Origin of the sequence: Mesorhizobium sp. B2-4-15, assembly GCF_006658505.1 — a bacterium.
In the GTDB taxonomy this organism is placed as follows: domain Bacteria; phylum Pseudomonadota; class Alphaproteobacteria; order Rhizobiales; family Rhizobiaceae; genus Mesorhizobium.
In genome coordinates this window covers 97,037-119,787 of record NZ_VFUZ01000002.1, presented here as the reverse complement: position 1 = coordinate 119,787, position 22,751 = coordinate 97,037, and the positions used below count along the sequence as shown (strand labels likewise).

Here is a 22,751-nt window from a genome sequence, read left to right as displayed (position 1 = left end):
CTGATCATGCGTAAATGGAAAATCGCGTTGGGAACGGCTGTCGCGCTGGGCGCGATCTCCGTGGCGAGCGTCCACCTGCTCGACATGGGTAACCTCAGATTGGGCGGCGCCACGGCGGGAGCGGCAACGCCAACTCCAGCGGCGTTCGTTATGCCGGTGCCGGTGGCAAGCGTCGTGAAGAAGACGATCCCCATCTATCTCGACTACGCCGCCCGCATCGAGCCAATCCGCAGCATCACCTTGCAGGCCAGAGTGCCGGGTTATCTGCAAGAACAGACGGCGCAAGACGGCGCCGATGTGCGGCAGGGCGATCTGCTCTACAAGATCTCGCCCGACGACTTCCAGGCCGCGCTCGACCAGGCGAAGGCCCAGGTTCAGCGCGACACGGCGACGCTCGATTATGCGCGGTCCAATCTCGGCCGCGGCTCCGAACTGGCCAAGAGCGGCTATCTGGCCAAGGACAGCTTCGACCAGCGCACCAGCACCTTGCGCGAGGCGCAGGCGTCGCTGGCGCTCAACCAGGCGGCCGTGCGCACGGCCGAGCTCAATCTGAGCTATTCGGAAATCCATGCGCCATTCACCGGCCGCCTGGGCCGTAATCAGGCCTCGGTCGGAACGCTGGTCAGCGTCGCCGGCACGGTGCTGAACACGCTGGTGCAGCTCGACCCGATCTACGTCACCTTCAATCCGAGCGAGACGGACCTGGCGCAGATCGAGGAAGCCCGCGCATCCGGGCCGATCGAAGTCGAAGTCCTGCTGCCCGGCACTACGGAAGCCAGCCAGAAGGGTCAGCTGACCTTCATCGACAACACCGTCGACCACTCCACCGGCACCATCACGGCCCGCGCCACCATCGGCAATGCGAAGTTCACCTTGCTGCCGGGCCAATATGTGCGCGTGCGGCTGCACGTCAAACAGCAGCCCGACGCGCTGATGGTGCCTCAGGTCGCGCTCGGCTCGAGCCAGCTCGGCAAATATCTCTATGTCGTCGGCAAGGGCAACACGGTCGACCAGCGGCTGGTTTCGCTCGGACCGACCAGCGGCGACCAGATCTCCATCCTGAGCGGTGTCGCCGAAGGCGACCAGGTGATCACGGGCAATCTGCAGAAGATCGGACCCGGAATGCCGATCTCCCCACTGCCACAGAAACCGGCTACCTGACTCCCCCGCAGGCCCGGTTTCCGCGCGGCGCCCTCGACCCTTTCTCAGGTCGTGGGCGCCGTTTTCACGAGCAGGCCGACAAGAGCGGCCACGTCGGCGCGGTCGGCCTTGGCTGGCGGCATGAAGGCGCAATAGGGATGACCGAGGCGCACCGAGACCGAAGACAGCGCGATCAGACGCCCGACGTCCAGATCGGCCTGCGCCATTACCCGCTGGCCAAGGGCAATGCCGAGGCCGAGCCTCGCCGACGCGATCGCCAGGCTGGACAGGCCGACGCGACGGCCATGCGACGGGTCTGGCGAGCGGTTGCCGCCGGATGCCGCGAACCAATCCGCCCAGGTCGGATGCGAGGCATAGTTCGGACCCCAATTGGTGTGGATGAACAGGCTCTCATGCAGATCCACCAGACCTGTGTCGCCATTGCTATGCCGGTGCCAGAACTCTGGAGCGCAGACCGGCAGCACATCATCATGGACAAGGCGGACCATCCGCAGGCCGGGATAGTGGTAGTCGCCATAGGAGATGCGCAGATCGACACCTTGGCGCATCAGGTCGACCGGATCGTCTTCCGCCCGCACGTCGATCGCCATGTGCGGGAAAGCTTCAAGAAGTGCGGCCAGTCTCGGCGCAAGCCACAATTCCGCCAGCGAGAACGGCACGCTGACCACAAGCCGTGTTCTCAAGCCGCCTTCCAGCATTCGCTGGCCGATGGCGGCAATGTCGCCCAACGCCCGCGCGGTCTGCGGATAGATGGCATGGCCGGCATCGGTCAGCGTGATGCGATTGCCCGTGCGCACGAACAATTGCTTGCCGAACCAGGTCTCGAGATTACGGATCTGCTGGCTGACCGCCGCCGAGGAAACGCCAAGCTCACTCGCGGCCAGAGTGAAGCTGCCAGCGCGGGCCGCGACCTCGAAAGCCCTGATCGCATTCAGCGGCGGCAGGCGGTCCACGTCAGCCTCCATAAGTTTTTCTTGGCCATTCCTAATAATTTTCGGCGTTGAGAGAAAGAATTTTTTGCCGTCTTCTGTGCTCAACCGATGGAGCACACGACATGAAAGACATTCTCGATCTCGACCGTTATCCGCTCGACCGCGAGGGCAGCGCCGGATGGAACCGCCTCGTAGAGCAGTCCATCGCAGCGCTCGAAGCCGACGGCATGTTCAATCTCGAAGGTTTCTTGAGGCCCGGCGTCGCCGAACAGGCGGTGCGGGAAATCAAGCCGGTGATGGACACGCAATCTCATGTCCACAAGCGGATGCACAACATCTACTTCAAGCCCGATATCCCCGAACTCGCGCCCGATCATCCCGCGCTGCGCAAAGTCGAAACCATCAGCCACACTGTCTGCGCCGACCAGATACCCGGCAGCACGGTGATGGCGATCTACGAGTATGAACCGCTGGTGCGGTTCCTGGCCGCGACGATGGGCAAGGAGAGGCTGCATGTCATGCAAGATCCGCTGGCCCGCGCCAATGTCATGGCCTATCGCGCCGGCGAGGCGCTGAATTGGCATTTCGACCGCTCCGAATTCACCACGACGCTGCTGCTGCAGCAGGCGCAACGCGGCGGCGACCTGGAATACCGCACCGATCTCAGATCGGACGACGACCCGAACTACGAGGGCGTCGCCAAGCTGCTCGAAGGGCACGATCCCGAGGCCAAGATCCTGCGCATGAAGCCGGGAACGCTCAATGTCTTCCGCGGCAAGAACACCGCGCACCGCGTCACCACTGTCGAAGGCGAACGCGAACGCATGATCGCGGTGTTCTCTTACTATGAAAAGCCGGGGGTGGTGTTCAGTGCCGAGGAACGGATCGGCTTCTACGGCCGGGCCGCCTGAGCCGCTCCAGGCACATGCGGATCGGATTGTCGGCAAAATTGAAGAATCCGAAAATGACGCCTTGTTAGATTGTCGACAATCTGATTGTCTTATCCCTGTTCTCGCTGGAGCGGCCGAATGGTGAAGACGGAGTTCAGCCCGATTGCCGATACGACGCGCCGCGCCGAAATCGTGGCGCTGCTGCGGCGCGCGATCCTGACCGGCCAGCTAGAACCCGGCCAGAAGCTCAACGAGCTCAGGATTTCCGAACAGATGCGGGTCAGCCGCGCGCCGTTGCGTGAGGCGATGCGCGAACTGGTGCAGGAAGGCATCCTGACCAGCATTCCCTACGCCGGCACCTTCGTCATCGACGTCACCGCCAAGGACATCGACGATGCCTATTCACTCAACAAGGTGCTGGACGAGTTCGCCATCGAACGGACCTGGAAGCTGCGCGACCAGCGTTTCTTCGATGAGCTCGACCGGCGCCACGAGGCGGTGAAGCAGGCGACGCGCGATCGAGATACCACAAGGCAGATCGAAACCGCGCTGCAGTTGCATGGCCTGATCCACGAATGGGCCGACAATTCGGTGCTCCTGGAGACATGGCAGCGGCTGACCAGCCGGTTGCAGATGTATTTCGCCCTGCACCAGCAGGCGCGCAAGGAAGCCGTACCGGCCGAGGATGTCCATGAGACCTATGTGCGGCTGCTCAAGGGCGATGACATGCGCGCCGCCCAGCGTCACGCCCGCGAACACATCGATCTCGATTTCGAAGAGCTTCTAGCCTATGCGCGCGGCCTCGAAGCGCGCACGTCGAAAGGCTCCTGATCATGGCCCCTCATCGCTGAAAACGGACACCAAAGTGCAGATCGAAAACATCAAAGCCTATCATGTCGTGCAGCCCTTCGTTGACGGCCCCTACCGCATGTCCAAGGGACGCGTTGCCGACGCCTTCGACGCGGTGATCGTCGCCGTCACCTCCGACAGCGGTTTGACCGGCTGGGGCGAGATGGCGCCGCTCGGCAATTTCTATTCGGCCGCGTTTCCAGCGGGAACACGCGCGGGCGTGCCGGAAATCGCGCCACATCTCATCGGGCAAGATCCGCGTGGGCTGGCCGGCATCGGCCGCCTGATGGACACGGTGTTCAAGGGCCATCCCTACATCAAGTCGGCGCTCGACATGGCCTGCTGGGATCTTGCCGCACGCGCCGCCAACGTGCCGCTGGTCACGCTGCTCGGCGGCAAGGAGAGCGACACGGCCGAACTCTACAAGGTCGTCACGCACGGCAGCGTCGACGCCATGGCGGCGCTGGCCAAGCGGATCGTCAAGGACGGCTTCCACCGACTGCAGGTCAAGGTCGGCGGCAATGTCCATGAAGATGTCGAGCGCGTCACGGCCGTTGCCGCTTCGGTGCCGAAAGGCACCGTCATCTTCTGCGACGCCAATGCGGGCTGGACGTCCTACCAGGCCCGCCGGTTCGCCGATGCGACGCGCGCAATCGACTATACGTTCGAACAGCCCTGCACGACGATCGACGAGAACATGGCGGTGCGCCGCATGCTCGACAAGCCGATGGTGCTCGACGAATCCGTCACCTCGCTGGAGGAAATGCTGGAAATCCATCGCCGGGGCGCGGCCGATGGATTGACGCTGAAGATCTCGCGGCTCGGCGGTATCACCAAGACCCGACTGATCCGCGACGTTGCCGTCGACCTCGGCTTCATGATCACGGTCGAGGACACTGGCGGCGCCGAGATCGACACATCAGCGATGGCGCACCTGTCGCTGTCGACGCCGGAGGAGCGCCGGCTGCATGCCATCGCCTTCCATGAATGGGTGACGGTGCGCACCGCATCGAACATGCCGCCGGTGACAGGCAGCCGCATGGGCATTCCGGACGGGCCGGGCCTTGGCATCGACGTCATTCCCGAGCTCCTCGGCAAGCCCTTCTTCGAGATCGGCCGCTGAGATGAAGATCAGGCGCATCAAGGCAACGCCGATCAACTATCGGCTGGAAGCCCCTTACGTCTGGGTCTTCGGCGAACTCGACGGCTTCTCGCCGACCATCGTCGAGGTCGAGACCGAGGACGGGCTTGTCGGTCTCGGCGAGGCGCCGACGCCGGCCGCGGCCGCGATCATCAATGACGTGCTTGCCCAACGGCTCGTCGGCCGCGACGCTTTCGACATCGCCGGCGCCGAGCATGTCTGCCTGCCCTTCTGGACCGGCGTGCAGTCGATCAACGACCGCGCCCGCATCATGGCCTTCGGCGCCATCGAGATGGCGTTGTGGGACCTGCGCGGCAAGGCGTGGAACCAGCCGCTCTATCAGCTGCTCGGCGGCGCGGTGCGCAAGGCCATTCCCTTCACCGACTATTTCTCACTGCGCGGCGACGGCCCTGATGTGAAGGGCGAGACGACGCCGGAAGAAGTCGCGGACTATTGCGTCGAACTGCACGAGCGTCACGGAACGACCTTCTTCGAGGGCAAGTTCTCGACCGAAGACCCGAAAGTCTCCCTGAGGATGGTCGAGCTGATCCGCGAAAACCTTGGCGACGATGCGATGATCCGCATCGATTCCAATCAGGCCTATTCGCTGGCGACCGCCAGGCGGCTGGCGCGGCCGCTGGAGGAACTCGGCGTGCGCAACTGGGAGGATCCCGTTGCGACCATCGAGGAGATGCGCGAACTGCGCCGGCATTGCTCGATCCCGTTCTCGACCCACAATATCGACATCCCGCGCGCCATGGAGGTGAAGGTGCCGGACGCCTTCGTCGGCACCCCGACGGCGCATGGCGGCATCGGCCGCATGCTGCGCTTCGTCGGCGCCTGCGAGCACGCGGCCATCGACTACTGGTGCTATAGTGGTGACACGGGCATCGGCAGTGCCTGCTACCTGCATCTGTGCGCCGCGCTCGGCTGGATCAGGGAGCCCAACCAGTCGCTGTTTCGCATGCAGCCGATGGACATCATCGAGGAAGGGCCGTTTTCGCCGAAAAACAACTTGGTGGCGGTGCCGGAAGGACATGGCCTCGGCATCACGCTGTCACAGGAGAAGCTTGCCGCCTGCCATCGCGACTTCGTCGAGAACGGACCATGCAACAAATATCACGATCCGGAGAAGTCCGGCACTTACCGCAGATTGCCCCTGAACTAGAAGGACGCTGAAAGCAAGGAGGACATATCGGAGGAAAAGGCGGCCACGGCTTCAATCGGGTCGCCTGGCCGACAGAAAATGCATCAAGAAAATCTGACCTTTCCGCTCTACGGAGCGGATGGACCAGTCAGAACCGCATGCTACAGTCCGTCGACCGATAGTGATGAATGCCTGGACGGGAGAACTCCACGGAACTCGTCAACTGGAATGCTTCGCCAACCACAACAACTGGGGAAAGGGCTTAGAACCCATGAGCAAGAACCACCGCATTCTCGATCTGATCCGCCGTAACCGTTCGCCGCTTGAAAACCATCTCATCGATGGCCTCGTCGACGGCCGCGTCAGCCGCCGCGACTTCATCCGCCATGGCAGCCTGCTCGGCCTGTCGCTGCCGCTGCTTGGCGGCATCACCACGGCCGCCGGCTTCGGCGGCATGCCATCGCTGGCGCGCGCCGCCGGTGCGGCTGGCGCCACACTCCGTGTCGGCAGCAGCGTGCCGGCCGCCGCCATCGACCCCGTCACCATCGCCGACGCCGGCGGGCTTCTCGTCATGCAGCAGGTCGCCGAATTCCTCTGCGTCGACGGTCCCGACCTGGTGCTCAAACCGGCACTGGCCGAAAGCTGGAAGCCGAACGACAACGGCTCGGTGTGGACTTTCAAGCTGCGCAAGGGCGTGAAATTCCACTCAGGCGGCGAGATGAAGGCCGAGGACGTGGTGGCCAGCATCGACCGCCTCGCCGATCCGGCCAATTCGTCCAACGCGCTGTCGGTGTTCACCGGCATCTTGTCGAAGGGCGCCAGCAAGAAGGTCGACGACTACACGGTGGAATTTCATCTCGAAGCGCCCAACGGCAACTTCCCCTACATGCTGTCGTCCGACAATTACAACGCCGTCATCATCCCGGCGAGCTACAAGGGCGACTATGAAAAGAGCTTCGACGGCACCGGGCCGTTCAAGCTCGAGAAATACACGCCGAAGGTCGGCGCTTCCTTTGTGCGCAATGAGGACTACTGGGGCGAAAAGGCCCTGCCCGCGCGCACCGAGTTCACCTTCTTCACGGACATACAGCCGCAGATCCTGGCGCTGCAAGGCGGCCAGATCGATATCATCAACCAGATGCCGGTGCTGGCCGGCGTCGCTCTCCTCAACGATCCGAGTGTCGACATCATCAGCCTGAAGTCTTCAGCGCATCAGCAGTTGCACCTGCGCTGCGACGACGGCCCGATGAAGGACCCGCGCGTGCGCCGTGCCATCGCGCTCAGCATCGACCGCAAGAAGCTGGTCGCGGGCCTGATGAAGGGACGCTCCTCACCGGGCAATGACAGCCCGTTCGCCCCCGTTTATCCATCGACCGACCAGAGCGTGCCGCAGCGCGAGCAGGACATCGCGCAGGCCAAGCAGTTGATGGAAGCTGCCGGCGCCGGCAAGGGCTTCAAGATGACGCTCACCACCGAGCGCTATCTGGAGATCCCGGAATACGCGCAGCTCATCCAGAACTGGGTCAAGGAGATCGGCATCGAGCTGGAGCTCAACATCCTCGACCAGAGCGCCTACTACGGAGACGCGGTGTTCGGCAAATCGAACTGGCTGGATTCGGCGATGGGCATCACCGATTACGGCCACCGCGGCGTGCCCAACGTCTATCTCGCCGCTCCCCTGAAGAGCGACGGCACCTGGAACGCCGCGCATTTCAAGAACAAGGACTACGACACGCTGGCGACCAGCTACATCGCCGCGCTCGATCTCGAGGCGCAGAAAGCGACGGCGGGCAAGATCCAGAAGCTGCTGCTCGAGGAAACGCCTGTCATCTTCGGCTATTTCTACGACTACCTGACGGCAACGGCGAAGGGCGTGGCGGGCGTGCAGCCGACCGCCATGTCGCAACTGTTCCTCGAAAAGGCATCGAAGGCCTGAGCGCGAGGAGACAAGCCCATCCCGCAACTGTCAGTCCCCATCGGGGGCTGGCGCTTTCGCGGCCAGGCCGAGGCAAGGCGTTGCACGCCGGCCTGACGCGGACCCTCGCCTACGGGACGATTGATCGTTGACCGATCTGACGGAGTCCGAGACCCTGCTCACCACCATGCATTGGGGAACATACGAAGTCCGTGCCGAGAACGGCAGGCTCGTTGGCGTCGAGCCATGGAGCGGCGACCCCGATCCATCGCCGATCGGCAAATCCATGCTCGGCACGGTACAGGGAAACCTGCGCGTGGCACGTCCCGCCGTGAGGCGCGGCTGGCTCGAGGGAAACAGGTCCACCACCAACGGCCGGCGGGGCAGCGAGCCCTTTGTCGAAGTGTCGTGGGAAACGGCACTGGACATCGTGGCGGCCGAACTGGACCGGGTTCGCGTCGAGCATGGAAACAGTGCAATCTATGGGGGATCCTATGGATGGGCGAGCGCGGGAAGATTCCACCACGCCCAGAGCCAGGTGCACCGCTTCCTCAACACGATCGGCGGTTATACCAGTTCGGTGCTGAGCTATTCCTATGGCGCGGCCGAAATCATCCTGCCGCATGTGCTTGGCGGGACCGACGGCCTGACGGGCAATCATTCCACCTGGGACGGTATCGAACAGCATAGCAAGCTGATCGTCGCCTTCGGCGGGCTGCCTTGGCGCAACGCGCAGATACAAGGCGGCGGCACGGCGCGCCACGAGGCTGCGGACGCCCTGCGCAAAGCCGTCGGCAATGGCGCCCGCCTCGTCAATGTTTCGCCGGTGCGCGACGACGCGCCGCGCGATGTCGATACCGAATGGCTGCCGCTTCGGCCGAACAGCGACACGGCGCTGATGCTGGCCTTATGCCATGTCCTCGTCAGCGAACGCCTTCATGACGAGGGTTTTCTGGCGCGCTACTGCACCGGTTTCGAGATCGTTCGCGCCTACATCCTCGGGGAAAGCGACGGACGACCGAAGGACGCGCCATGGGCTGCCGCCCTGAGCGGCGTGGCCGAGGACCGGATCGTCGCCCTGGCCAGGGAAATGGCAGTCAAACGCACCATGTTGATGGTCAGTTGGTCGCTGCAGCGGGCCGACCATGGCGAACAACCTTACTGGGCCGCGATTACGCTTGCCGCACTGCTTGGCCAGGTTGGGTTGCCGGGCGGCGGATTTGGCTTCGGTTATTCATCGACAAACGGCGCCGGAAGACCGGAGATGGGATTCCGGTGGCCGTCCGTGCCACAAGGCAAGAACCGCGTGCCTGACTTCATTCCCGTCGCCCGCATTGCCGACATGCTGCTTAATCCAGGCGGGTCGTTCGAATTCAATGGCGCCGCGATGTCCTATCCCGATATCAGGCTCGTCTACTGGGCCGGCGGCAACCCGTTCCACCACCATCAGGATCTGAACCGTCTCGTCGAGGCATGGCAACGGCCTGAGACGATCATCGTCCACGAGCCTTTCTGGACGGCAACAGCACGCCATGCCGACATCGTGCTGCCGGTCACCACGCCGCTGGAGAGGAATGACCTCGCTTTTTCGAACCGTGAAAATCTGGTGGTCGCCATGAAACAGGCCATCGATCCGGTGCAGGAGGCGCGCGACGACCACCGGATCTTTGCCGAGCTGGCAGCGGGGCTTGGCGTGCGCGAGGCCTTCACGGAGGGGCGGGACACCGAGGAATGGCTTCGCCTGCTCTATGACCAGGCCAGGGAGAATGCGGGCGCCATCGGCGTCGACATGCCGCCTTTCGAACGCTTCTGGCATGAGGGTCACGCCGATCTCACCCGTCGCGTCACCTCGCAGACATTGCTGGGCTTATTCCGCTCGGACCCCGAGCGCCACCGTCTGGCGACCCCGTCTGGACGCATCGAGTTGTTTTCCTCGAAGATCGATGGTTTCGGCTATGACGACTGTCCCGGCCACGCGGTGTGGCAGGAGCCCAGGGAATGGCTGGGCAGCGACCTTGCGGAGCGGTTCCCCCTGCATCTCCTGTCGCCGCAGCCTGCGGACAAGCTCCACAGCCAGCATGATCATGGCTCGGTCAGTCGCGCGGGCAAGGTATCGGACCGCGCACCGCTGTGGATCAATCCGGCCGATGCCGCGGCGCGCGGCGTACAGGACGGGGCGGTCGTCCTCGTTTCCAACGATCGCGGGTCGTGCCTGGCAGGCGCCGTGCTGACGGACGGCTTGATCCCTGGCGTGGTTCAGCTGCCGACCGGCGCATGGTTCGACCCTGCCGAGCCAGGACAGCCGCACAGCCTGGAAAAGCATGGCAACCCGAACGTGCTGACACCAGACCGGGGCACGTCGCGCCTTGCCCAGTCACCGACCTGCAATTCGACACTGGTTCAGGTGTCGCTGTTTGCCGGGGTCATTCCGGCGGTGACAGCCTTCGATCCGCCTGTCACAGTAAGTTCACCGAACCGCCCGGACGTGGCCGGGCCGATACCTCGTTCATAAGGAGCCGATGCCATTCTCTCCTTCTTCGCCCGGCGTGTGTCGCTGTCGCTGATCACATTGTTTTTGCTCAGCATCATGGTGTTTCTGGGCGGCCAGGTGCTGCCCGGCAATGTCGGACGCGCCATATTGGGCCCGTTCGCCGACCAGCGGGCCGTGGACGCGCTCAACCACTCCCTCGGAGTCGATCGCCCGCTCCTCACCCAATACGCGACCTGGATCTGGAACTTCGTCCGGGGCGACATGGGCACCTCCTACATCTTCCGCTCGCCGGTGGCGCCGTTCGTCATCGACGCGCTCGGCAATTCGATGAAGCTGGCGGCGGTCGCCTTCGTGCTGGTGGTGCCGATCGGCATCCTGGGCGGCGTCATTGCGGCGCTCAACCTCAACCGGCCGCTCGACCGCATCATCAGCCTCGGCGGCCTGTCGGTGACCGTGCTGCCGGAGTTCGTCACCGGCATCATCCTGATCCTGATCTTCGGTGTGTGGCTGCGCTGGCTGCCGATCTCTGCGGCATGGCCCAAGGATGCCGGCTTCTTCACCCAGCTCTACTACCTCATCCTGCCCGCTTTGCCGCTGTTCCTGGTGTTGTTCGGCTATATCGCGCGCATGGCGCGCTCCGGCATGATCGAGGCGCTCGATTCTGATTACACGCGAACCGCCGTGCTGAAAGGCCTTCCATGGCGCACGGTGATCTGGCGCCACGTGCTGCGCAATGCGCTCTTGCCGACCATCACCGTCATTGCCACCCAGACCGGCTATCTCATCGGCGGCCTGGTGGTGATCGAGACGCTGTTCCGCTACCAGGGCATCGGCTCACTGATCTTCACCGCCGCGCGCGGCAAGGACTTTCCGATGCTGGAATCGGGCATCCTCACCATCGGCATCGTCTATGCCGTGGCGACCTTGATCGCCGACTTCCTCTATTCCGTGCTCAATCCACGCATCCGGCTGGGGACAGACCAATGAGCGCCGTCCAGACCACCTCTCCCGTACGACAAGACGACACGCGCCGGCGCAGCCCGGCGGCGGAGGTCCTGTCCTCGCTCATGCGCTCCGGCACCTTTTTGACCGGTCTGGCCATCGTCCTGTTCTGGGTCGCCTGCGCGCTGTTCGGCGAACATTTCGCGCCCTATGATCCGCTTGCCGACGACATCATCAACGCGCTGTCGCCGCCTTCGGCCGAACACTGGTTCGGCACCGACCAGATCGGCCGGGACGTCTTCTCGCGCGTCATTGTCGGCTCGCGCGATATCCTGACCGTCGCACCGCTCGCCACCTTGCTGGCGACGATCGCCGGCACCGCGCTTGGCCTGCTTACCGGTTACTTCCGCGGCATCGTCGACGATGTCGTCAGCCGCATCCTCGAAGCCTTCATGGCCATCCCCGTGGTCATCGTGGCGCTGCTCGCCATCGTCGCACTCGGCACCTCCAAGACCACCGTCATCATCGTCATCGGCCTGAGCTTCGCGCCGATCATCGCCCGCACGGTGCGCTCGGCGGTGCTGGCCGAGCGCGAACTCGACTATGTCGCCGCCGCACAGCTCCGGCACGAGAGCGCCTTCCACACGATGTTCGTCGAGATCCTGCCCAACGTCATCCCGCCGATCCTGGTCGAGACCACCGTGCGGCTGGGCTACGCCATCTTCGCGGTCGCCACGCTCTCCTTCATGGGCTTCGGCATCCAGCCGCCCTCACCCGACTGGGGGCTGTCGATCTCCAGCAATTACGGCATGATCGGAGGCGGCTTCTGGTGGACGGTGCTGTTCGACGCATTGGCCATCGCCTCGCTGGTGATCGGCGTCAACCTGGCCGCCGACGGCGTTCATGGAGCCTTCAATGACTGAACCCGCCCAGGCCCACAGCACGAAGACAAAGAACGCCAAGACCCAGAGCAAGGCAAAAAACGCGCTCGAACTCAAGGACCTGTCGGTCGCCTACCGTGTCGCCGGCCGCAACCGCGCGGTGCTGCGCAATCTGAGCCTGACCATCGGCCAGGGCGAGGCCTATGGGCTGGTCGGCGAATCCGGCTGCGGCAAGTCCACCGTCGCGCTCACCGTCGTGCGCTATCTGCCCAGGAACGGTTCGATAACCGACGGCGCGATCTCGCTCGACGGCAAGGACATCATGAAGCTCGATGCCGAGGCGCTGCGGCGTACCCGGGCCGAAAGCGTGTCCATGGTCTATCAGGATCCAGGCAAGGCATTGAACCCGTCGATCCGCATCGGCCGGCAGATGACCGAGATTTTCGAGCTTGGCGGCATTACTGGCCAGGCAGCCACCGATCAGGCGATTGCCATGCTGAACCGCGTGCGCATCTCCGATCCGGCAAGCGTCATGCAGCGTTACCCCCACCAGCTGTCGGGCGGCATGCAACAGCGCGTGGCGATCGCCATGGCGCTGGCCAACGATCCCTCCATGCTGATCCTCGACGAGCCGACCACCGGGCTCGATGCCACGGTCGAGGCCGAGGTGCTCGATCTCATCGCGCAACTGCGGCAAGAACTCTCGGCCTCGATCCTGTTCATCAGCCACAACCTCGCCGTCGTCTCCAATATGTGCGACCGCGTCGGCGTGCTCTATGCCGGCATGCTGGTCGAGGAAGGACCGACGGAGGTCGTCTTCAACGATCCCCGCCATCCCTATACCGTCGCCCTGCTGCGCTGCCTGCCACGCGGTGGCCAGCGCAAGGACCAGGGTCGGCTCGACACCATTCCCGGCTTCCTGCCCGGCATTGGCGCCACCATCAGCGGCTGTGCCTTCGCCGACCGCTGCGCGCTGTCGACCGAGCGCTGCCGCACCGAACTGCCGCCCCTCTATGATCTGAGTGACGAGCGCGGCAAACGCTTGTCGCGCTGCCACTATCACGACAAGGCGCAAGCCCTGCCGCGCGCCACACCCAGCGATGTGGCGCCCGCGCCAAAGCCTGCGGCCCAACCTGTGTTGCGGGTGGCGGGAGTGAACAAGACCTATGCCAGCCATGGCCATCCCTTGCGCGCCGTCAAGGACGTCTCGCTTGATCTCAGGCCCGGCGAGACGCTGGGGCTGGTCGGCGAATCCGGCTCGGGTAAGACCACCTTTGCCAGGCTGCTGCTCGGCCTGGTGCCGCCTGATGATGGCGGCACCATCGAACTCGAGGGCAAGGCGCTGGCGCCGAAGCTGGAGAACCGTGGCGACGACCAGGTCAAGGCGATGCAGATCGTCTTCCAGAATCCGGATTCGGCGCTGAACCGCTCGCATTCGATCCGCCACATCCTTGGCCGGGCGTTGAAGCGGCTGGCCGGCCTGTCCGGCAAGGCTCTGGAGACGCGTCTCGACGATCTCGTCCGCTCGGTGCGGCTCACCGACCGGCATCTGGCCGTCAAGCCGCGCCAGCTGTCTGGCGGCTTGAAGCAGCGTGTCGCCATCGCCCGCGCCTTCGCCGGCGACCCGCGCATCGTCGTCTGCGACGAGCCGACATCGGCGCTCGACGTCTCCGTGCAGGCGGCGATCCTCAACCTGCTCGCCGATCTGCAATCGAAGGAAGACGTGAGCTACATCTTCATCTCGCATGACCTTGGCGTGGTGCGTTATCTCTCCGACAAGATCGCCGTGCTCTATCTCGGCCGCATCATGGAGCTCGGGCCGTCGGAGCAAGTCTTCTCCGGGCCGCACCATCCCTATACAGAAGCGCTGCTCTCGGCCGTGCCCAAGCTCGATCAGACCGAGACGGCGCGCATCCGGCTCGACGGCGAAATCCCCAGCGCCGTCAACCCGCCTTCGGGCTGCGTCTTCCATACGCGTTGCCCGCGCAAAATCGGCCCGATCTGCGAACAGCAGGAGCCACCGCTCGCCGAGGCGCAACCCGGACATTCCATCCGTTGCCACATCCCCTATTCGGAACTGGCGAGACTGCAGAAGGGTGTCGTCATCGAAGCAGCGTAGCGGCATTTCCTGCTCGCCATGCCGGCCCGTCACATCCGCCCGGTCATGCCCAGCGAGCGGTCGCCTTCCGAAAAACCCTGGTCGCTGCGCCAGTCCCCGGCCAGCGTGCGCAACCCGGTGAGCGCGACATCCAGGACATCCGAGGAAACCGGGTTCGAGGGATAGGCAAGATAGATCGGCCGCTGGAACACCGGCGTGTTGTCGATACGCCGCATCTCGCCGCGCTCGATATGGCCGCTGACAGCGCTGAGCGGGAGATAGGCCGCCGCTTGCTGCGACAAGACATGCTGCAGCCCGATGAAGACCAGCCCAGCCGAAATCGCCGGCTTCACCATGCCGGCAAAGGCACGGTCGTGCTCGATGCGGAATTCCAGCCCCCAGTCCATCAGGATGTAATTTTCGGTCCATGGCTTCGTCTGCCCGGCATGCTGGACGAGCACGACCTGATCGACGGCAAGCGTCTCATAGACGATGCCTGGATGCGGGCGCGGCAGATAGAGGATGCAGATGTCGAGCAAGCCTTCCGCCAGCTGATCGATCGCCAGATCCGGGAAACTGCCTTCGAGCCGCAGCGCCACGTTCGGCCGTTCGGCGCGCATCCACTCGACCCATGGCGAGGTGATACGTTCCCACAAATAGGCGGGAGCGGTCAGCCGCAGCAGGCTCTCGTAGCCATCGGGAACGGCGATGTCCTGCCTGGATTGCTCCCAGGTTCGGGTGATCGACGATGCGTGCGGCAGGAACTGCCGGCCGGCCGGCGTGAGCGTGACGCCATCGCGATCCCTGACGAAAAGCCGGCGCCCCAACTGTTCCTCCAGCCCCCTGATCCGCGCGCTGACGGTGGATTGGGCGAGGTTGAGCCGGCTGGCCGCGACGGTGAAGCTGCCATGTTCGGCGACCTCAAGGAAACTGCGCAGGTTCTCGGTATCCATGAATCACTCCTGCATCGAAAATTTCGATGGACCCCATCAAAAAATATCGCTTTCCGGTCGCGGTCAACAATGACCTAAATGGCCAATCCCCCAAGGGCAAGCGAGGAATGCAGCCATGCCAAGGCATTTCAGGATGATCGACGCCGCTCGCAGAAACCTCACCGCAATCGAAAATTCCGCTGTCGACGAATTGCTGGCCGGCAGGCTCGACCGTCGCGGTTTCCTGCGTCATGGCAGCGTGCTTGGCCTTTCCCTGCCGTTCCTGGGCAGCCTTGTCGCCTCTGCCGGTCTCGGCACGCAGCAAGCCCGCGCCGAAGGCAAGCCGGGTGGCACGGTGCGCGCGGGTGTCGCTACGCCGGGCGGCGCCATCGATCCCGTCACCTATTATGACAGCGGCAGCTACCAGCTGGTTTTCCAGACCGCCGAATTCTTGTGCGTCACCCAGCCCGACCTCACCTTGAAACCGGTGCTGGCGGAAAGCTGGTCGCCGAACGAGGATGGCAGCGTGTGGACCTTCAAGCTGCGCAAGGGCGTGAAATTCCATAATGGCGAGGACTTCAAGGCCGAGGACGTCGTCGCGACCTTCGACCGGCTGGTCGACCCTAACGGTGCTTCCAACGCACTCTCCGTATTCAAGGGACTGCTGTCGAAGGGCGGCACGCAGAAGGTCGACGATCACACCGTCGCCTTCCATCTCGATGCGCCCAACGGCAGCTTTCCCTATTCGGTGTCGATCGACAATTACAACGCCGTCATCCTGCCGGCGAGCTACAAGGGCGACTACGAAAAGACCTTCGAAGGCACCGGACCGTTCCGGCTGGAAAGCTATACGCCGAAGGTCGGCGCGACCTTCGTGCGCAACCCCGATTATTGGGGCGAGAAGGCGTTGCCCGACCGGCTAGAATTCAAGTTCTACGGCGACGTGCAGCCGCGCATCCTGGCCCTGCAGGCCGGCGAGGTCGACATTCTCGACGCCGTTCCGCTCGACGTCAGCCAGGTGGTGCTGAACAGCCCCGACATCACGGTGCTGCGCGTCGCCTCGACCGCCCACCGGCAGCTCCACATGCGCTGTGACATGGCGCCCTTCACCGACAAGCGTGTGCGCCAGGCGCTGGCGCTGTGCATCGATCGCTCCAAGCTGGTCGATGGCCTGTGCCGCGGTATGGCAGCGACCGGCAATGACAGCCCGTTCGCGCCGGCGTTTCCGGCCACCGACAAGTCGGTGCCGCAGCGCACGCAGGATATCGCCAAGGCCAAGCAACTGCTCGAGGCGGCGGGGCTGGCCGGCGGCTTCGACATCACCCTGACGACGCTGCGCTATTCCGACATTCCAGGCTACGCGCAACTGTTCCAGAACTTCGCCAAGGAGATTGGCGCGCGCATCTCGCTCAACATCGAGGACCAGGACAAATATTACGGCAAGGCGGTGTTCGGCCAATCGGACTGGCTGGACAGCCCGCTCGGCATCACCGACTACGCCCATCGCAGCGTGCCCAATGTCTTCCTGAAAAGCCCGCTGGTCAGCGACGGGCCGTGGAACGCGGCGCATTTCAAGAACCCGGCCTATGACGGCATGGTCACCTCCTATCTCAAAGCGCTCGACATCGGCGCGCAGCGCGCGACCGCGTCCGACATTCAGAAACTGCTGCTCGACGAGACGCCGGTCATCTTCAGCTATTTCCCCGATCTGCTGGTGCCGGTGCGCAAGAATGTCAGCGGCCTGCCGCCAATCGCCGCCGGGCTGCTGCTCGATCGTGTGTCCCTGGGATAGAGGCTTGACTTGGACAACCCGCTTTTCGGGCGGTGAGGCTATCCGGCAGAAGGGTTGCGAAGAGCGATGGGGGCCATCGTTTCAGCAGCTGGATGCAGGAGAAACCCGCCGCCCGGAACCCCTCTCCGATACAACAGCTCAATCCGAAGCTCATCTCACTTTTGGCCAACGCTCGATGACAAAAGAAAAGAAACGGGAGACTACCATTCGCAAGCCTCATCTGCGCGGCCGCGGGCCGCATTTCCCCCTGCTCGACAATATCGTCCAGTACGAGTTCGAGCCGGGATATGTCGCCTTCACCATGCCGATGCAGAAGCGGCTTCGCGCGCAGGTGGGGTCAATGATCGTCGCCGATACGACCAAGGCGCTGGTGCTCTACGAATCCGACCATTTGCCCGTCTATTATTTCCCGATGAGCGACGTGCGCGAGGAGTTCCTGCTGCCAAGCACGACGACGACGGAGAGCCCGTTCAAGGGCGTCGCCACGCATTATTCGCTCAACACCGGCATCACGCTGGTCGAGGATGCCGCCTGGCGCTATCTCGATCCGGTCAAGGGATCTCCGCTGCTGACGGACTACATGTCCTTCTATTGGCCAAAGATGACGCACTGGTATGAGGAGGACGAAGAGATTTTCGTCCACGCCCGCGACCCGTTCCGAAGGGTCGACTGCCTGCCCTCGTCGCGGCGGGTGCAAGTCATCCTCGATGGCGAGCAAGTTGCCGATTCACGCCGTGGGGTGTTTCTGTTCGAGACCGGTCATCCGGTGCGCCACTATCTGCCGATCTCGGACACGCGGCTCGATATGTTCGCGCCAAGCCGCTACGTTTCGCGCTGCCCCTACAAGGGCATCTCCAACTACTATCATGTGACGACAGCCAAGAAACGGCATGAGAACCTCGTCTGGTATTATCCGGAGCCGGTGCACGAGGCGGAGCGTGTCAAAGGACTGGTCTGCTTCCACCACGAACTGGTCGACAAGATCCTGATCGACGGCGTCGAAGTTCCGAAGGAAGCCACCGCTGCCTCGAACGGTTATTTCTGAGCGAATGCGCCCAACCTCGCCTGCAGTCTGAAATTCCGACACGGCGAAGCGTTAGTCGTTGCGCCGCATGAACGTTGGTATATATAATTTCATCCCATGAAACGGCCTTGGCGAGATGGGGCTCGCCGGGCCAACAGCCGAGATCATGGGACCGTGATGGCTCGCACCTCGCAGGGCGCCGCAGGACTGGCAATCGATCCGCGGACGATCGCTCCCGCAGCGATGCATCGGCCATGACACTGGCCACCTCGGCAGCATCCCGTCACCACCGAAATCGAGCATCATCGCGCCTGCGCCGGCCTTGGCTGCGGCATGGCGGCAGAGGCCTTGCGCAACGATCATTTTTTTTCAGACAATCAAGAAAAGACGCAAGAAGGGAACGACCAATAACCGTCACAGCTTGAAGGAGAACAAGCAATGCCACTTCGCAGTGTGATTTCGAAATTCTCAATGGGAGCCCTGGCTCTTGCCGCGGCAAGCGCCATCAGTCCGATCGCCAATGCCGCGGCACCGGAATCCAACGACCCGATCAAGATCGCGCTGTTCGACTGGACCAGCGTGAACCTCAACGCCAAGATCCTCGGCGGCATCCTCGAAAAACTCGGTTACACGGTCGAATATCCGACCGCCGACTACCTCTCCAGCCTGACCACCGGCCTCACCAATGGCGACCTCGATGTTGGCCTGGAATTCTGGGACACGACGGCCGGCGAGGCGATGAAGGCGTCCGACGCCACCGGCCAGACAGAGCGGCTCGGCAAGCTCGGGCCGAAGGCCAAGGAGGAGTGGTGGTTTCCCGAATATATGAAGGAAAAGTGCCCGACCTTGCCGGACTGGCATGCGCTGCTCGACGCCACTTGCGCGGCATCGTTCTCGACCGCCGAGACGGCACCGAAAGGACGCTATCTCGGAGGCCCGGTCACATGGGAAGGCTTTGATGACGAGCGCGTTGCCGCGCTGAAGCTGCCCTTCACCGTGATCCATGCCGGCACCGATGCCGCGATGTTCGCCGAGCTCGAGTCGGCCTATCAACGCAAGGCGCCGATCATGCTGTGGATCTACTCGCCGCACTGGGCGCCGGCCAAGTACAAGGGCGAATGGGTGCAATTCCCCGAATACACGCCCGAATGCTACAACGACCCCAAATGGGGCGTGAACCCCGACGCCAAATATGACTGCGGCAAGCCGCATGGCGAGATCTGGAAGTACTCCTGGAACGGCATGAAAGACAAGTGGCCTGTCGCCTACAAGGTGGCCAAGGCCTACACGATCGACACCGACGAGCTCAACAAGATGAGCGGCGAGGTCGACCTGAATGGCAAGCCGATAGAGGATGTCGCTGCAGCGTGGATCGCCGCACACGAAGCCGACTGGAAAGCCTGGGCGCAGTGATCGTTCCGACTGGAAAGTGAGACCCGGCCGTTGATCGGCCGGGCCCTCGGCTGTTGATGTTCCACAAGGACCATTGGATGACGGACAGGACTGAACAGGGGGCGATGCAACCGGACACGGGTAGCCGTCCGGTAAAACTTGCCTGCCGCAATGTGTGGAAGCTGTTCGGAGCGAACGCGGCCAATTTCATCCGCCAGCGCGATGGCAAGGCCAGCATGGCCGATGTCGCCGCGGCCGGACTGGTCGGCGCGGTGCGCGCCGTCGATCTCGAAATACGCCAGGGCGAGATCTTCATCATCATGGGCTTGTCCGGCTCGGGCAAGTCGACGCTGGTGCGTTGCATGTCCAGGCTGGTCGAGCCGAGCCACGGCAAGGTCGAGTTCGAAGGCAAGGACCTGCTGAAAATCTCCGACGCCGCGCTCATCGAGTTGCGACGCCATCGCATGGGCATGGTGTTCCAGAATTTTGCCTTGCTGCCGCATCTCAATGTGCTCGACAACATCGCCTTTCCGCTCAGCATCCAGGGCCAGGATCGGACGACGCGCGAGGCGCGCGCTCGCGAAGTCATCGAACTTGTCGGCCTGCGTGGCCGCGAGCATTTCTATCCGCGCGAGCTCTCCGGCGGGCAGCAGCAGCGCGTCGGCATCGCCCGCAGCCTCGCCACCAAACCCGAGATATGGTTCCTCGACGAGCCGTTCTCCGCGCTCGATCCGCTGATCCGCCGCGAGATGCAGGACGAGTTGATGCGGCTGCAGACCATGCTGCACAAGACCATCGTCTTCATCACCCATGATTTCGACGAGGCGATAAGGCTCGCCGACCGCATCGCTATCATGAAGGATGGCGAGGTTATCCAGATCGGCACGCCGGAAGAGCTCGTGGTCAACCCGGCGACGAACTATGTCGCCGAATTCACCCGCGATGTCGACCGCGCCAAGGTGATTTCTGCACGTAGCCTGATGCGCGCCTGCGAAGGCGCGGAGCATGGCGGCACGGTCGCGCCCGAAGCCAAGATCGCCAGTTTCTCGGCCGACATCGTTTCAGCCGGCAAGCCGTTCGCGGTGGTCAACGGCACCGGCAAGCCGATCGGCGAAGTGACGCCGCAAGCCGTCATCGATCTGTTGGCCGGCATCGAGCGCGCGGCAGCCGGCACATGACGGTAACGGCAAGCGCCAGCAAGGTGACACAGCCGGTTCAGCGGTGGCTCGTCATCTGGGCGCTCGCACTCACCGCCGTGCTCATGATGTTCCTGCTGCAAGACACCATTCCTTGGGCGGTGAACTATCCCGCCGGCGCCGTCGTCCCCGTCGCCGAGTGGGTCAGCGCGCTGATGGGCTGGATCAAGTCGAACCTGTCGTGGTTGACCCGCTCGATCACCGCGGTGCTCGGCGTGCCGCTCGATTTCGCGCTCGATCTCTTGGCCAAGAATTTCAAGATCGGTCATGGCGCGGACGCCTATGTCCTGCCACGCCTGTCATGGGTCGGCGTGTGCGCCGCCGCCTTCCTCGCCGGCCATGCCGTGGGAGGTCGGAAACTCGGTCTGCTGGTGGGTGGCTGCTTCCTCTACATCGCGCTGTTCGGCCAGTGGACCAGCGCCATGCTCACGCTGGCGCTGATCTCCATCGCCGTGCCGTTCTGCATCGTCACCGGGCTGTTCGCCGGCATCTGGGCGTGGCGCAAGCCGTGGGCCGAAAGGCTGGTGGTCTCCCCTGCCCTCGACCTGATGCAGACGATCCCGACCTTCGCCTATCTCATCCCGATGCTGCTTCTGTTCGGCAACAGCCCGGTGTCGGCGATGATCGCCACCGCCATCTTCGCCACGCCGCCGATGGTGCGCGCCACGATGCTGGGGCTATCGCGCGTGCCGCTCGAGATCGGCGAATTCAGCGACATGGCGGGATGCACCGCGCGGCAGAAACTGTGGCGGGTGCTGCTGCCCTCGGCGCGGCCGACGCTGATGGTCGGCGTCAACCAGGTCATCATGCTGGCCCTCAACATGGTGATCATCGCGTCGATGATCGGCGCCGGTGGCCTGGGTTACGATGTGCTTCTGGCGCTGCGCGCGCTGAAGGTCGGCGAGGCGATGGAAGCAGGTCTCGCCATTGTCGCGCTGGCCATCGCGCTCGACCGGCTGAGCCAGGCCATCGCACACAAGCAGGCCAGGGGTCATATCCGTCAAGAGACGACCCCAGGCGTCTGGCGGCGCCACCCCAATCTGTCGTTGGCCATCGCGATCCTCATCGCGACGACCCTGCTCGGCCTGTTCCTGCCGGCCTTCGCGGCGGTACCAAAGGCGATCACCTTCACCACCGCCCCGCTGTGGAAAGCGGCGGTGAACTGGGTCACGATCAACTTCTTCGACACGATCGAGGCGTTCCGCGTCGCGCTCATCCTCAACGTGCTCAACCCGGTGCGCGCCTTCTGCGAGGGTTTCCCGTGGCTGGGTGCCGTGTTCCTGCTCGGCCTTGCCGGCTATCAACTCTCAGGCTTGCGCCTGGCGGCGCTCGTCGCGGCGCTGACCGCCTTCTGCGCCGTGACCGGACTCTGGGAAAAGACCATGGCGACAGTCTATCTCTGCGGTATCTCGGCCTTCATCGCCTGCTTGATCGGCATCCCGATCGGGTTCGCGGCATCGCGCAGCGACCGCTTCGAGAAGATCGTCACACCCATTGTCGACACACTGCAAGTACTGCCGTCCTTCTGCTTCATCATTCCAGTGGTGATGCTGTTTCGCGTTGGCGACGTCACCGCGATGATCGCCACCGTCGCCTTCGCCGTGGTGCCGGCCATCCGCTACACCAATCACGGCATTCGGCAGGTGCCGCCGGCGCTGATCGAGGCGGCGAAGGTTTCCGGCTGCACGCCGCGCCAGACCTTCTTTCGCGTGCAATTGCCGCTGGCGCTCCCCGAGATCATGCTCGGCGTCAACCAGACCATCCTAATGGCGCTGGCCATGATCATCATCTGCGCCATGGTCGGCACACGCGACCTTGGCCAGGAAGTGTTCATCGCACTTTCCAAGGCCGATTCCGGCCGCGGCATCGTCGCTGGCCTGGCCATCGCCTTCATCGGCATTGTCGCCGACCGGCTGTTCAACGCCTGGACGGCGAAGGCCAGGGCAAGGCTGGGATAGGCGGGAAGAT

Annotated in this window: 17 protein-coding genes; 15 read left to right on the top strand and 2 right to left on the bottom strand. The window is 63.6% G+C overall.

Annotation, left to right across the window (positions count from 1 at the left end; genetic code table 11):
- The first annotated feature begins 6 nt into the window (after positions 1 to 6).
- Positions 7 to 1,161, top strand: a complete 1,155-nt coding sequence (locus tag FJ930_RS02890; protein WP_141834601.1) for an efflux RND transporter periplasmic adaptor subunit — start codon at positions 7 to 9, stop codon at positions 1,159 to 1,161.
- 44 nt (positions 1,162 to 1,205) lie between these two features.
- Here FJ930_RS02890 and FJ930_RS02885 read toward each other — a convergent pair whose 3' ends face one another.
- Positions 1,206 to 2,114: a LysR substrate-binding domain-containing protein gene (locus FJ930_RS02885; protein WP_141834598.1), complete on the bottom strand. Its 909-nt coding sequence runs from the start codon at positions 2,112 to 2,114 to the stop codon at positions 1,206 to 1,208.
- A 101-nt stretch (positions 2,115 to 2,215) separates the two neighbouring features.
- Here FJ930_RS02885 and FJ930_RS02880 point away from each other — a divergent pair, with 101 nt between their 5' ends.
- The 9 genes from FJ930_RS02880 to FJ930_RS02840 all read left to right on the top strand — a co-directional run bounded on the left by FJ930_RS02880 (position 2,216) and on the right by FJ930_RS02840 (position 14,468).
- A complete protein-coding gene (locus FJ930_RS02880; protein ID WP_141834595.1) occupies positions 2,216 to 3,004 on the top strand; it encodes a 2OG-Fe(II) oxygenase in 789 nt (262 codons plus the stop codon).
- A 117-nt stretch (positions 3,005 to 3,121) separates the two neighbouring features.
- Positions 3,122 to 3,814, top strand: coding sequence for a GntR family transcriptional regulator (locus FJ930_RS02875; RefSeq protein WP_141834592.1), 693 nt, complete (start codon positions 3,122 to 3,124; stop codon positions 3,812 to 3,814).
- A 34-nt stretch (positions 3,815 to 3,848) separates the two neighbouring features.
- Positions 3,849 to 4,955 carry a mandelate racemase/muconate lactonizing enzyme family protein gene (locus FJ930_RS02870; protein ID WP_141834589.1) on the top strand — a complete coding sequence of 369 codons (1,107 nt, stop codon included), beginning with the start codon at positions 3,849 to 3,851 and terminating at the stop codon, positions 4,953 to 4,955.
- Between the two features lies 1 nt (position 4,956).
- Complete coding sequence (locus FJ930_RS02865) at positions 4,957 to 6,141, top strand: mandelate racemase/muconate lactonizing enzyme family protein (protein ID WP_141834586.1); 1,185 nt, start codon at positions 4,957 to 4,959, stop codon at positions 6,139 to 6,141.
- Between the two features lie 250 nt (positions 6,142 to 6,391).
- Complete coding sequence (locus FJ930_RS02860) at positions 6,392 to 8,056, top strand: ABC transporter substrate-binding protein (protein ID WP_140747540.1); 1,665 nt, start codon at positions 6,392 to 6,394, stop codon at positions 8,054 to 8,056.
- Positions 8,057 to 8,222: 166 nt separating this feature from the next.
- Positions 8,223 to 10,547, top strand: a complete 2,325-nt coding sequence (locus FJ930_RS02855; protein WP_141835117.1) for a molybdopterin guanine dinucleotide-containing S/N-oxide reductase — start codon at positions 8,223 to 8,225, stop codon at positions 10,545 to 10,547.
- A gap of 12 nt (positions 10,548 to 10,559) precedes the next feature.
- Positions 10,560 to 11,513 (top strand): ABC transporter permease, encoded by a 954-nt coding sequence (locus FJ930_RS02850; RefSeq protein WP_140747543.1) that lies wholly within the window; start codon positions 10,560 to 10,562, stop codon positions 11,511 to 11,513.
- The gene (locus FJ930_RS02845; RefSeq protein ID WP_141834583.1) at positions 11,510 to 12,391 is read left to right on the top strand and encodes an ABC transporter permease; all 882 of its coding nucleotides are present in this window, start codon (positions 11,510 to 11,512) and stop codon (positions 12,389 to 12,391) included. The genes FJ930_RS02850 and FJ930_RS02845 overlap by 4 nt, the downstream gene beginning before the upstream one ends.
- Positions 12,384 to 14,468, top strand: coding sequence for an ABC transporter ATP-binding protein (locus tag FJ930_RS02840; RefSeq protein WP_141834580.1), 2,085 nt, complete (start codon positions 12,384 to 12,386; stop codon positions 14,466 to 14,468). Before FJ930_RS02845 ends, FJ930_RS02840 begins: the two co-directional genes overlap by 8 nt.
- 29 nt (positions 14,469 to 14,497) lie before the next feature.
- Here the strand turns inward: FJ930_RS02840 and FJ930_RS02835 are convergent, their stop codons facing one another.
- A complete protein-coding gene (locus FJ930_RS02835; RefSeq protein WP_141834577.1) occupies positions 14,498 to 15,400 on the bottom strand; it encodes a LysR family transcriptional regulator in 903 nt (300 codons plus the stop codon).
- Between the two features lie 115 nt (positions 15,401 to 15,515).
- Here FJ930_RS02835 and FJ930_RS02830 point away from each other — a divergent pair, with 115 nt between their 5' ends.
- From FJ930_RS02830 to FJ930_RS02810, 5 genes are all read left to right on the top strand, one after another.
- A complete protein-coding gene (locus FJ930_RS02830) occupies positions 15,516 to 17,171 on the top strand; it encodes an ABC transporter substrate-binding protein (protein ID WP_141834572.1) in 1,656 nt (551 codons plus the stop codon).
- Positions 17,172 to 17,346: 175 nt separating this feature from the next.
- Positions 17,347 to 18,216 (top strand): DUF427 domain-containing protein, encoded by an 870-nt coding sequence (locus FJ930_RS02825; protein WP_141834569.1) that lies wholly within the window; start codon positions 17,347 to 17,349, stop codon positions 18,214 to 18,216.
- A gap of 417 nt (positions 18,217 to 18,633) precedes the next feature.
- A complete protein-coding gene (locus tag FJ930_RS02820; protein WP_140747561.1) occupies positions 18,634 to 19,608 on the top strand; it encodes an ABC transporter substrate-binding protein in 975 nt (324 codons plus the stop codon).
- Between the two features lie 77 nt (positions 19,609 to 19,685).
- Positions 19,686 to 20,765, top strand: a complete 1,080-nt coding sequence (locus FJ930_RS02815) for a glycine betaine/L-proline ABC transporter ATP-binding protein (RefSeq protein WP_141834567.1) — start codon at positions 19,686 to 19,688, stop codon at positions 20,763 to 20,765.
- A complete protein-coding gene (locus FJ930_RS02810; RefSeq protein WP_141834565.1) occupies positions 20,762 to 22,741 on the top strand; it encodes an ABC transporter permease subunit in 1,980 nt (659 codons plus the stop codon). Before FJ930_RS02815 ends, FJ930_RS02810 begins: the two co-directional genes overlap by 4 nt.
- Positions 22,742 to 22,751: the final 10 nt, after the last annotated feature.